General features: G+C 50.0%; 15 protein-coding genes. 2 read left to right on the forward strand and 13 right to left on the reverse strand.

Annotation, left to right across the window (positions count from 1 at the left end; translation table 11 throughout):
* On the forward strand, positions 1 to 81 hold an 81-nt coding region (locus GF404_00670), incomplete at its 5' end, for a hypothetical protein (GenBank protein ID MBD3380685.1).
* Positions 82 to 102: 21 nt separating this feature from the next.
* Positions 103 to 381 (forward strand): zinc ribbon domain-containing protein, encoded by a 279-nt coding sequence (locus GF404_00675; GenBank protein ID MBD3380686.1) that lies wholly within the window; start codon positions 103 to 105, stop codon positions 379 to 381.
* Positions 382 to 437: 56 nt separating this feature from the next.
* On the opposite strand, the gene uvrC is transcribed toward GF404_00675, so the two are convergent.
* From uvrC to rplM, 13 genes are all read right to left on the reverse strand, one after another.
* Positions 438 to 2,264 (reverse strand): excinuclease ABC subunit UvrC, encoded by a 1,827-nt coding sequence (uvrC, locus tag GF404_00680; protein MBD3380687.1) that lies wholly within the window; start codon positions 2,262 to 2,264, stop codon positions 438 to 440.
* Positions 2,261 to 2,920 carry a hypothetical protein gene (locus tag GF404_00685; GenBank protein MBD3380688.1) on the reverse strand — a complete coding sequence of 220 codons (660 nt, stop codon included), beginning with the start codon at positions 2,918 to 2,920 and terminating at the stop codon, positions 2,261 to 2,263. The genes uvrC and GF404_00685 overlap by 4 nt, the downstream gene beginning before the upstream one ends.
* Positions 2,921 to 2,932: 12 nt before the next feature.
* The gene (locus tag GF404_00690; GenBank protein MBD3380689.1) at positions 2,933 to 3,442 is read right to left on the reverse strand and encodes an NlpC/P60 family protein; all 510 of its coding nucleotides are present in this window, start codon (positions 3,440 to 3,442) and stop codon (positions 2,933 to 2,935) included.
* Positions 3,443 to 3,517: 75 nt separating this feature from the next.
* Positions 3,518 to 4,465 carry a hypothetical protein gene (locus tag GF404_00695; protein MBD3380690.1) on the reverse strand — a complete coding sequence of 316 codons (948 nt, stop codon included), beginning with the start codon at positions 4,463 to 4,465 and terminating at the stop codon, positions 3,518 to 3,520.
* A 28-nt stretch (positions 4,466 to 4,493) separates the two neighbouring features.
* Positions 4,494 to 5,165 (reverse strand): thiaminase II, encoded by a 672-nt coding sequence (tenA, locus tag GF404_00700; GenBank protein ID MBD3380691.1) that lies wholly within the window; start codon positions 5,163 to 5,165, stop codon positions 4,494 to 4,496.
* 16 nt (positions 5,166 to 5,181) lie between these two features.
* A complete protein-coding gene (locus GF404_00705; protein ID MBD3380692.1) occupies positions 5,182 to 6,009 on the reverse strand; it encodes a hypothetical protein in 828 nt (275 codons plus the stop codon).
* Complete coding sequence (locus GF404_00710; protein MBD3380693.1) at positions 6,006 to 6,689, reverse strand: isoprenyl transferase; 684 nt, start codon at positions 6,687 to 6,689, stop codon at positions 6,006 to 6,008. The genes GF404_00705 and GF404_00710 overlap by 4 nt, the downstream gene beginning before the upstream one ends.
* 72 nt (positions 6,690 to 6,761) lie before the next feature.
* Entirely contained in the window at positions 6,762 to 7,319 is a 558-nt protein-coding gene (locus GF404_00715; protein MBD3380694.1) for a ribosome recycling factor, read from the reverse strand.
* Positions 7,316 to 8,047 (reverse strand): UMP kinase, encoded by a 732-nt coding sequence (locus GF404_00720; GenBank protein ID MBD3380695.1) that lies wholly within the window; start codon positions 8,045 to 8,047, stop codon positions 7,316 to 7,318. Before GF404_00720 ends, GF404_00715 begins: the two co-directional genes overlap by 4 nt.
* A 5-nt stretch (positions 8,048 to 8,052) precedes the next feature.
* Positions 8,053 to 8,646, reverse strand: a complete 594-nt coding sequence (tsf, locus tag GF404_00725; GenBank protein MBD3380696.1) for a translation elongation factor Ts — start codon at positions 8,644 to 8,646, stop codon at positions 8,053 to 8,055.
* Positions 8,647 to 8,687: 41 nt separating this feature from the next.
* Positions 8,688 to 9,446: a 30S ribosomal protein S2 gene (gene rpsB / locus GF404_00730; GenBank protein ID MBD3380697.1), complete on the reverse strand. Its 759-nt coding sequence runs from the start codon at positions 9,444 to 9,446 to the stop codon at positions 8,688 to 8,690.
* A 109-nt stretch (positions 9,447 to 9,555) separates the two neighbouring features.
* A complete protein-coding gene (gene rpsI / locus GF404_00735) occupies positions 9,556 to 9,948 on the reverse strand; it encodes a 30S ribosomal protein S9 (GenBank protein ID MBD3380698.1) in 393 nt (130 codons plus the stop codon).
* Positions 9,949 to 9,975: 27 nt separating this feature from the next.
* Positions 9,976 to 10,404 (reverse strand): 50S ribosomal protein L13, encoded by a 429-nt coding sequence (rplM, locus tag GF404_00740; protein MBD3380699.1) that lies wholly within the window; start codon positions 10,402 to 10,404, stop codon positions 9,976 to 9,978.
* Between the last annotated feature and the right edge of the window lie 519 nt (positions 10,405 to 10,923).

Here is a 10,923-nt window from a genome sequence, read left to right on the forward strand (position 1 = left end):
AATGACCTCTCGCGAGGATGTTCCGCTTCGGATATCGTCAACGTGGTCGCGATAGCCTCAATACTGAGCACAATTGAGTAACAACAGGAGATAGATCTACCAATGCCAACATACCAGTACCAGTGCACAAGTTGCAGTTACGAGTTCGAGGAGTTCCAGAAGATCACGGACGATCCGCTCGAGACATGCCCGAAATGCGGTGGTCATGTCCAGAGGCTGATATCCGGCGGAGCGGGTCTTTTATTCAAAGGCTCAGGCTTCTATATCACCGATTACCGTTCGCCAAAGTACAAGGCCGATGCCAAGAAAGCCGAGTCGGATGCCAAATTCGCCTCGACAGAAAAGAAAGCCGACAAGAAGTCCGAGAAGAAATCAGCTTAACTGAAAAATGAATTTATGATAAAAAAAACCCCGCTTCAGGCGGGGTTTTTTGTTTTTTATTGACCAAAATATTCTGTAATCTTCTGCGCGTCAGGGATACCAATACCGGGGGCTTCGCTAATCTGCTCAGCGGTCAGTTCTTTGATCTTTTTAACCGAGCCGAAATGCTTTAAAAGCACCTCCGCCTTTTTGGGGCCGATTCCGGGGATCTTCTGCAATTCAGTCCCGATCGTCCGTTTACCTCGCAGTTTGCGGTTGAACTCGATCGCGAAACGGTGCGCTTCGTTGCGAATCCTCTGCAGGAGCCTGAGAGCGGGCGATGTACGCGGAACCATGATCGGCTCCTTCTGGCCTGGCAGGAAGACTTCCTCCAGTTTCTTGGCCAGACCGATCACCAGCTGGTCTTTGATACCATGGGCTTTGAGAGCATCTAACGCGGCCGAGAGCTGTCCCTTGCCACCGTCGATCACCAGCAGGTCTGGAAAATCCAGAGCTTCTTCTTTTAAGCGCCGGAAATAGCGATAGACGACTTCCCGCAGTGATGCGTAATCATCCTGCTTTTTGACAGTTTTTATCTTGTAGTGACGGTAACTCGATTTTTTGGGCTTGCCCTTCTCGAAATAAACCATCGAACCGACCTTGTCCTCCTGGCCCAGGTTGGAGATATCGAAACAGGACATACTGACCGGAGTTCTGGGCAGGCGAAGATCGGATTGCAACCGCATGACCGCTTCCGGGATACGATCCTTGTAATGCTGTTTCTGCAAAAGCAGTTCGTTTAGGAGCAGGCGGGCGTTGTTATGGGCCATCTCGACCAGCTTGAGCTTCTCCCCTTTCTGCGGGATGAATATCCTGACGGTGTTACCGCGTTTCTCGGACAGCCATTTTTGCAGGAGCTCGCGATCATCAAGTGCGGCTGAAATATACAGTTCCTTCGGAATCGTGTCGGCGTGCATGTAATGTTGTTTTATGAAGGTCTCGGCGATTTCGGATTCGGTCGTATCCTTCTGGATTTTAAGATAGAAATGCTGCCGGCCGATCAGCACACCCTCGCGGATTTGCAAAACGACGCAGGCGGCATCAACATCGGAGCAGGCAAAGGCGGCGATATCACGGTCAATGACCTGATCCGAGACGACCCTTTGCCTCTGGCGTACAGACTCGATCGCCTCGATCTGGTCGCGCACCCGGGCCGCCTGTTCGAAATCCATCGCCTCCGAAAGCTCCATCATCTTGTCCTGCAGTCGATCCAGCAGTTCGGATGATCGTCCGGAAAGAAACAGCAGGATATCATCGATCGTCTTGCCATAGTCCTCCTCGGAAATCAATCCTTCACAGGGCCCGGGACAGCGCTTGATATGATACTCGAGGCAGAGCTTGACTTTATCTTTCGGATCAGGCAGGACATAATCGCAGGTCCGGATCTTGAAATGCTTCTGGATAAACCTGAGTGTCCGCCTCATCTTGCCGGCATCGGTGAACGGCCCGAAATAGCGCGCGCCGTCCTTGGCCATCCGCCTGACCACGATCACCCGCGGGAAAGGCTCATCCATGGTTACTTTCAAATACGGAAAGCGTTTATCATCCTTGAGGTTGACGTTGTAAAGCGGGCGATATTCCTTGACCAGGTTTGATTCCAGGATCAGCGCCTCGATTTCGGAATCGGTAACATAGAACTCGAAATCGGCGATTTTCGAGACCATCACCTCGGTTTTGGGATCATGCGGTCGCGATTTCTGGAAATATGTCCTGACCCTGTTTCGGAGTTTTTTAGCCTTGCCGATATAAATCACTTTTCCGGCCCGGTTTTTCATCATGTAGACACCGGGACGATCGGGCAGGTTTTTCAGCTTGAGCTCGAGTTCTTCGGTTACTTTTCTCATTCCTTCTGTTTTACGGAATAAAGGTAGGTGAGAGCCAAAAAATATGCAGTCGGAAGCCAGTGCACGAAGAGCATAATCAGGTTTACCTTGTTTGGCGGAAAGACAACCTCGTTTAAAAGGTGTTGCCACCACAAGTGGCAGAAGAAGAATCCAACCAGGTAGACAATATAAAACGTGAGGCCCTTGATCAACTGCGGGGTGACATCCTCCCCCGGCTTGACCATCCGATTCGAAAATGCCCCGACAAACAGCAGGTAGGCGATATAATGCGACATCATCGGCACGCGCGAGAAGGTCGTAACCTGCGACAGCAGTTTGGTATCGTAGAGGTTGGAGTCTGGAGGCAGGACCAGTTCTATCTCGAGTTCGAACAAGACGAAAAGCGCGATTTGTACAGCAAAAATCAAAAATCCCGCGGCCGCCCCGCTGATTACCAGGCGCTGGAAAGAGAGCGTCCGTTGCGATCGTCTCACCAGGCAAAATACCAAAAAGGCCGGATAGGGTGCCAGTACCATGGCATAGAGAGCTTGTTCCAGCAGGTGAAACCCGTCGCCGATATCGACATAAGGTGTCAGCATCCGAGTTCCCACCAGGATACCGAACAATGCCGCGCCCCAGACGACAACGATCAACCAGAATATGTGTCTCTCGTTCACAGCGATTCTCCTCTACTGGAATACACGCCGGGCTCCCTGGTAGGATTTACGGTAATACTTCTCCTTCAAAGAAGATACTACGACACCTTCCGATTTGGCGGCATGAACAAATTTCATGTTTTTTATATAGATACCCACATGGGAAATCCGGTTTCCATTTAACTTAAAAAAAACGAGATCGCCGTAAGACAAGTTCTTCATCTCTACCGGAGTCAGTTTCTCGTACTGCCCGGCCACAGTCCGGGGCAAAACAGTACCGTTGTATTTTCGGTAAACCGAGTATGTCAGCCCCGAACAGTCGATACCGTATTTATCACGACCACCTTCTTTGTATGGCGTTCTTAAATAACCGGCGATGATCTTGCCCATCCGGGCCTGATCGACTGTCCCTTCGGCATTTATCGCGGTATTATCCGATGAGCTGTTTCCGGTGTCATAGTCGCTGTCATCGACCGCGCTGTAGCGTACCGCCGATTGACAGGCGAATGTTAAAACTATAGTGAAAATCCAGATAAATCGCATACCTAACCCTCGGCGACAAATTACAACTTTCTAAACTGCAAGGCAAATAAAACTTTGGAGCGCAACCCGCTCCTGTCAGGCGCTCTCTTTGAGCGATGGAAAGGCGATCCCGAAACGGTGGCGGTAATAGAGCGAGGTTGCACTGAAAAGCACAATCATAACCAATAAGAACGGCGGGTAATAGAGAACGGCCATAATCGAGATGACCAGAATGGCGATTTTATTGGCGGTGGCTGAATGAATTTCTTTGTGGGTCAGACGGGCCCTGATCAGAAACGGCAATGTCACCAGGCATACGATCAACATCGGGAAATCGCCGCTCATCTGCGCCAGGACAGCCGCCACCAGGGTACGCAAGAGGGCGGAGGTCTGCAGATGATCTTTAGTCCAGATAACAGCATAAGTTCGTTTGCCGACTTCAGCATCACCTTTTTTGTCGAGCAGTGCTGAATTGAGATAGATCGCGCCGGCGGCGAATAGATATGATAACGACTTGAAGACCGCCTCGACCGAGATTTGATCGAAGACAACCGCCCAGCCGATTAAAAACGGTATCATTCCTGCCCCGAACATATTCGACCAGAGTGCTTTTCCCGAGCGGGCGCTGAAGTTTATTTTCGGGTGAGAATATACCATCCCGATCACGAACGCGATCAGAAGCAGAACACCGACATACGTATTGGAATAAAAAGCCAGAATCAGGCCAGCAACGGAAAAAACCGTGATCAATATATAGGCCGTGGAAACACTGACAAGCTCCCTGGAAACAAACAGTATCCGGCCGTTGATCTGGTCTGCCTTGCGGTCCTGAACCTGGTTATAGATAAAGGTCGCGCAATATACCAGGGCGGAAGACAGCAGGACAAGCAAAAGGTGAAAGTCTAATTCAGTAAGTTTGCCAAGCTGAAACGGGCTGGAACCATGCCCGAACTCAGCCAGTCGCGCCCCAAGTATGATCACGCTGAAGAGCGGAAGCAGAAGCATCGGCCTCAAAAAAAATATATGATCCAGAATTTTGTTCACTTTGTGTTACGCAGTCCCCGTAGTCAGCTCAGTTTTTTACAGGCCATTCCTGGGTATAGTAAGCCATCTCCCAGAACAGCAGTTCCCACAGCGATGAAAACTTAAAGATCTCCTGCACCCGGCCGGCTTTGTCCTCACTAAGCTTTTCGCTGAGCTGGTCAAAAGTTGCTTTAAGCCAGTCGGTCATTTCAACAAACTCATTGGATGTGTAGGTTTCGATCCATTGACGGTAGTGCTTATGCTCCGGAAGTCCCTTCTTTTTGAGGTGTTCGGCGATTTCAATATACCCCCAGCTGCACGGCAACAAAGCGGCGAGTATTTCGACCAGATCCCCGCTGTAAGCAACTGACTGTAAATACGAGGTGTAGCCGAGATTGTTGGGAGCCGGCTCGGTGCTCTCCAGCTCTTCGGGTGTAATTCTGTAATCAGCGCAGATCTTTCGATGCAGGTCCATCTCCAGGTTAAGTGTAGCGTCCAGAATCTTTGAGAAGGTCTGCATCTGATCAAGTTTGCCAGCCTTGGCCGCAGCCAGCGAGAAAAAACGTGAGAATTCGATCAGGTAAACATAGTCCTGCTTCAGGTAGAACCTGAACTTGTCCTCCACCAGTGTGCCCTCTCCGATCCCTCGCACAAACGGATGCTCGAAGATCGCGGTCCAGATCCGGTCGGCATTCCGTCTTAGGTAAGCACAATTTATCATTGAAACCTCCCTGTACTCAATCCACGTAAATATAACAAATCAGCAGAAAATATAAAGTGGGTAATGCAAATAATGTTGAATCAAATCGATCCAGCACTCCACCATGTCCCGGTATAATTCCGGACGAATCCTTGATACCCACCCTGCGCTTGAGCAGGGATTCGACCAGGTCGCCCAGCTGTCCGAACAGGCTGATCAAAAACCCGGCTACCAGAATCTGCCATTTTGCTATATCCTGCAGTGCCAATAGCGAAAACACGAAAGCGGCGGTCGTCCCGAAGACGAGCCCTCCGAGAAAGCCCTCGATCGTCTTTTTGGGCGAGATAATCGGCGACAACTTGTGCCGTCCAAAGGCGCGTCCGACAAAATAGGCGGCCGTATCAGTGACCCAGATTACTACCAGCAAAAACCACAGCCAGATACCGCCCAGCCTGTAATCGTCGTACTTGATATGCTCCAGCTCCCTGATCAGGATCATAAAATTCATCAGCCCGACATAGAAGAAGCCGAAAAACATATGTAACATACGAGTCGAAGCCGAGGCGATATCGCGCCTGAATGTGTTCGCAAAGGCGACTATGCCAAACGCGGCCAGGACACTGAAGTACAAAGGCATAAGGCCGTAAAAGTAAACCAGCCAGCAGGTGAACACGGCCTGGACGATCATGATTATCTGGAATACAGGTTGAATCCGTACACCCGTGAGCTGGAAATACTCCCACATCCCCAGCCCGACCACAAGACAGACGAACAGCACTAACGGGATTTTCCCGAACAGTATCAAAGCGGCGATAAAAGGTATGGCGACGATTGCCACCAGTATCCTGACTGCCAGTTCTCTCATGACTCCTTGCGGGATAGCTGACCGTAGCGACGGTCACGATTCTGATAATCCAACAGCGCCCGGCAGAAGCTTTCTTCGTTAAAATCGGGCCACAAAGTATCGGTTATATACAGTTCAGTGTAATGGGTCTGCCATAGCAGAAAATTGGAGAGCCTCATTTCACCGGAGGTTCGGATCAACAGGTCAGGATCGGGCAAGTCGGCAGTATACAGATATTCTTCGAACAGCTTTTCGGTAATCCGTTTGCCCTCCAGCTTCCCCTTTTTGACATCGCTCACGATTCCCCTGACAGCGTCCAGAATCTCAGTCCGTCCGCCATAACTGAGGGCCAGGTTCAAAACCAAACCCTGATTGTCAGCCGTCTGTCGAATCGCCTTTTTCAGCATCATGCGTGATGGCGACGGTATCCTGTCGATTCTTCCGGTTGCTATCAGGCGCACATCGTTTTTCTCAAGCTCGGATAACTCGGAACGGGTGGTGTTGTAAAGCAGCTTCATGATATAAGCGACTTCGGCTTTGGGACGTTTCCAGTTTTCGACGGAGAACGTGTACAATGTCAGATATTTTACTCCGAGAGGCCAGGCGATTCGCACAATTTTCTGGATCGATGAGACTCCGGCCTTATGGCCCTCGGTTCGCTTGAGCCCCTGCTTTTTCGCCCAGCGCCCATTGCCATCCATGATGACAGCTACATGGCGCGGGACACTACCGAGAGACTTGACCTGCTGTTTTAAATCCTCAAGAGACAAGGCCTAAACTTCCATTATCTCTTTTTCCTTGGACTCCATCATCTCGTCGACCTTCTTAATATAATCGTCCAGAAGATCCTGGACAGCTTTGATGCCGTCATGCATCTGGTCCTCGGAAATATCCTTTGCTTTTTCAGCTTTCTTGAGTTCATCGTTGGCGTCGCGACGGATATTGCGCATAGCGATCTTGCCGTTTTCTCCCAGGTCCTTAATATGCTTGACCAGATCCTTGCGACGTTCTTCGGAGAGTGGCGGGATGGGGATGCGGATGATCTGGCTGTCGACCTGCGGATTGAGACCGAGATTTGAGGCCTGGATGGCCTTGTTGATTTCATCGACGATCGTCTTTTCCCAGGGCTGAATAACGATCAGGCGTGGTTCGGGGGCGCTGACTGTCGCCACCTGGTTGAGAGGCGTCATCTGCCCGTAGTACTCCACCTTGACTCCATCCAGAAGCGAGGTTGAAGCTTTGCCCGAGCGAATGGTGGCCATCTGTTGCCGAACTGCATCGAGCGATTTCTTCAGACGATCCTCGGTATTTTTCTTAATCTGGCTGATCATACCTGCTCCTTGGAATTTATTATTGTTCCTATTTTCTCACCTAAAAGCATGCGTTTCAGTTCACCCTTCTTATTAAGATTAAACACGCGAATCGGGATATCGTTCTCGCGACAGAGCTGGGTCGCAGTGGCATCCATGACACCCAGATCCATATTGAGCACATCCTTGTAACTGATGTTGTCGTAAAATTTGGCATCCGGGTCTTTCTTGGGGTCAGCGCTGTAAACGCCATCGACCTTCGTGGCTTTGATCAGGACTTCGGCCCCGACCTCCATGGCACGCAGTGCGGCAGCCGTATCTGTCGTGAAATAGGGATTGCCGGTACCGGCACCGAAGATTACTACCCGGCCTTTCTCGAGATGACGGATTGCCCGCCGGCGGACATATTTTTCCGCCACAGCATCGACCCGAAGCGCGGTCATGACCCTGGTCTCGATATCAAAAAAATTCTCCAGGCTGTCCTGGAGAGCGAGAGAATTTATAACTGTAGCCAGCATACCCATATAATCTCCGGTGGCACGGCTGATTCCCAGAGCATGCACGCTGGCGCCACGGAAGATATTGCCGCCGCCGACCACCAGGGCGATTTCGACCCCGAGCATATGGGCTTCGATGACCTCGCCGGAAATATACTTGATCGTGGCGGGATCGATGCCAAACTCGCTTTTTCCCATCAGGGCCTCGCCCGACAGCTTAAGCAGGATTCTTCTGTAATGCGGTTTTTCCACCGGGATTACTCTCCCAAGCGATATCGGCAGAATCTCTTGATCGTAATGTTTTCACCGAGCGTCGCGATAGTTTCGTTCTGAAGATCGGTAATACTCTTGTCCTGGTCGCGGATGAACGGCTGTTCCATCAGGCAGATTTCTTTATAGTACTTCTCAATTTTGCCGTCAATTATCTTGTCGACTATCTTTTCCGGCTTGCCTTCGTTGAGAGCCTGAGTACGGTAAATCTGGCGTTCTTTTTCAATTAGTTCGGGATCCACTTCCTCGCGTTGGACTACCAGCGGATTTGCGGCCGCGACCTGCATGGCGACATCCTTCACGAATGCTTTGAAATCATCGGTTTTGGCCACAAAGTCGGTTTCGCAGTTGATTTCGACCAGTACACCCAGTTTGTCACCGGGATGGATGTAGGCGTAAATCACGCCTTCTTCCGTGGCACGTTCGGATTTCTTGGCAGCCTTGGCTATTCCTTTTTCGCGCAGGATTTCAATCGCCTTTTCCATCTCGCCACCGGCTTCCTCGAGCGCTTTCTTGCAATCCATCATACCGGCATTCGTCTTGTCTCTGAGTTCTTTTACAACCTTGGCTGAAATAGCCATAGTCTCTATCCTCCAATTTATCTATATCCAATAATTGCTGTTTATTCTGAAGGTGCCTCGACCTTGCTGGCGGTCTTGTCCTGTTCGGATTTTTCCGCGATCTGCGCGCCCTCTTTGAGGCGGTTGGCAGCTTCGATCACTGAGTTCGAAATCTGACTGGTGATTATCTTGATCGACTTGATCGCGTCGTCATTGCCGGCAATCGGAAAATCAATCGGATCCGGATCGGAGTTTGTGTCAATTATCGAGATAATCGGGATTTCCAGCTTGGAAGCCTCGGCCACCGCGATCTTCTCTTTTTTAGCGTCGACCACAAACAACAACCCGGGCAGGCGATTCATCTCTTTGATCCCGCCCAGAACCTTCTGGAGCTTGGCCATCTCTCGCTCCAGGCCGGAAACCTCTTTTTTGGACAGCTTTTCGAACGTGCCGTCCTCTTTCATCCGTTCCAGGTCCTTGAGCCTTTTGATATTCTTCTTGATGGTCTGGAAATTGGTCAGCATCCCGCCCAGCCAGCGCTCGCAAACATAGTACTGTCCGCACCGAATGGCTTCTTCGCGGATGACATCCTTGGCCTGCTTTTTGGTTCCGACAAACAAAATATCATGACCGCGAGTGACGATTTCATTGACTTTGTGGATCGCCCTCTCCATGGACATCATGGTTTTCTTGAGGTCAATTATGTAGATGCCGTTTTTGGCAGTGAAGATAAAGCGCTTCATCTTCGGGTTCCAGCGCCTGGTCTGGTGCCCGAAATGGACGCCTGCCTCCAATAAATCTTTGATGGTAATATCCAGCATATGGGGACTCCCTTGGTTAAACTTCCAACCGCGTCATCCCTCAAGGGGCATCCCGTCAATCGGAACGACCGCCCTCGAAGTCAGCGATTGTGTAAACTGATAATATATTCTATCGCTTGGAATACTGGAAGCGCTTGCGCGCCTTCACTAATCCATACTTTTTACGTTCGACGACACGCGGGTCACGGGTCAGGTAGCCGGCTTCCTTGAGAGGCTGGCGAAGCGCCTGGTCATATTTGATCAGCGCACGGGCCAGCGCCAAACGCATGGCTCCAGCCTGGCCGGTCGGTCCACCACCTTTGGCCCGGCAGATAACATCGAATTTACCCTCGGTCTCGGTCGCCTGAAACGGGGCGATAACATGGTTTACCAAAAGCTGACGGCCACTGACGTAATCGATCAGATCACGGCCGTTAACCTTCCAGGAACCGTTTCCCGTTTTGAGGCGAACCGTCGCCACCGCCGATTTCCGTCGACCGGTGGCCAAGATTTCTTCTGCCATTTTATCCTTTCAATGCCTGAATTTTATTTACAGTTCAAGTGATTCCGGCTTCTGGGCCTGATGCGGATGCTTCTCGCCGGCATAGACAAACAGCTTTTTGAGCATCTTGCGTCCCAGCCGGTTTTTCGGAAGCATACCCTTGACTGCCTCGCGGAAGATAAATTCCGGACGATAATTCATCATCTGCTGAAAGGTCTTCTTCTTCAGCGCACCCGGGTAACCGGTATGATGATAGTACTCTTTCTGCCAGGGCTTTTTACCGCTCAGCGCTATCTTGTCGGCGTTCACCACGATGATATAATCACCGGTATCCAGAAACGGTGTATAAGTCGGCTTAGTTTTACCCATCAGAATACGGGCAACCTTGGTCGCCTGCCGTCCCAGGATCTTTTCGCCCACATCGACAACATACCACTTTTTTTCTACTTCAGACAATTTCGGAAGATATGTCTTCATAAAACTCCTCTTTCTTCCGGAAAATATTAATCGAAGAATTTAAACCATATACGCCAATTGTCAAGCACTAATCAGCGATCTCCCTTTATTTTTCGTATTAAGACTCGATTTTTTTAATCTTTATTAGTAAAAAGCCAATATAATCTCAAATCACGAGTTCACAAAACGAATAATTACAATTTGCCTGATTCAGGTATTCAGATGTTCAAATCCTGAACCGGCACACAAAATCCCTCCCGCTTTTCCAACAGTGTATTGGATAAGCCCAATAAAAATTAACGTTTTGAGGCTGTTTATGATTTCAGCATGAAGCATGAGCTCAGTTAAGCTATTGAAATACAACACAGTTTGAATTTTTGAGCAAATGTGTCGGAATGGAACAGCGATTGCATCATTCTTTGACAGAATAACGAGATCTTGCCCGTAGAAAAACGGGCTCGTTGCACAGAAAGGGTGACAGGTATGAAGAGAGTTCAGGGAATCAAAATCAGCGCACTGGCACTGGGGATACTTCTAAGC

Source organism: Candidatus Zixiibacteriota bacterium (assembly GCA_014728145.1).
Lineage (GTDB): Bacteria > Zixibacteria > MSB-5A5 > JAABVY01 > JAABVY01 > WJMC01.

Bases quoted from the DNA above. Each gene is read 5' to 3' on its own strand.
- GF404_00675 (MBD3380686.1), top strand. From the start codon at position 103: ATGCCAACATACCAGTACCAGTGCACAAGTTGCAGTTACGAGTTCGAG.
- uvrC (MBD3380687.1), bottom strand. From the start codon at position 2,264: ATGAGAAAAGTAACCGAAGAACTCGAGCTCAAGCTGAAAAACCTGCCC.
- GF404_00690 (MBD3380689.1), bottom strand. From the start codon at position 3,442: ATGCGATTTATCTGGATTTTCACTATAGTTTTAACATTCGCCTGTCAA.
- tenA (MBD3380691.1), bottom strand. From the start codon at position 5,165: ATGATAAATTGTGCTTACCTAAGACGGAATGCCGACCGGATCTGGACC.
- GF404_00705 (MBD3380692.1), bottom strand. From the start codon at position 6,009: ATGAGAGAACTGGCAGTCAGGATACTGGTGGCAATCGTCGCCATACCT.
- GF404_00710 (MBD3380693.1), bottom strand. From the start codon at position 6,689: ATGGATGGCAATGGGCGCTGGGCGAAAAAGCAGGGGCTCAAGCGAACC.
- GF404_00715 (MBD3380694.1), bottom strand. From the start codon at position 7,319: ATGATCAGCCAGATTAAGAAAAATACCGAGGATCGTCTGAAGAAATCG.
- tsf (MBD3380696.1), bottom strand. From the start codon at position 8,646: ATGGCTATTTCAGCCAAGGTTGTAAAAGAACTCAGAGACAAGACGAAT.
- rpsB (MBD3380697.1), bottom strand. From the start codon at position 9,446: ATGCTGGATATTACCATCAAAGATTTATTGGAGGCAGGCGTCCATTTC.
- rpsI (MBD3380698.1), bottom strand. From the start codon at position 9,948: ATGGCAGAAGAAATCTTGGCCACCGGTCGACGGAAATCGGCGGTGGCG.
- rplM (MBD3380699.1), bottom strand. From the start codon at position 10,404: ATGAAGACATATCTTCCGAAATTGTCTGAAGTAGAAAAAAAGTGGTAT.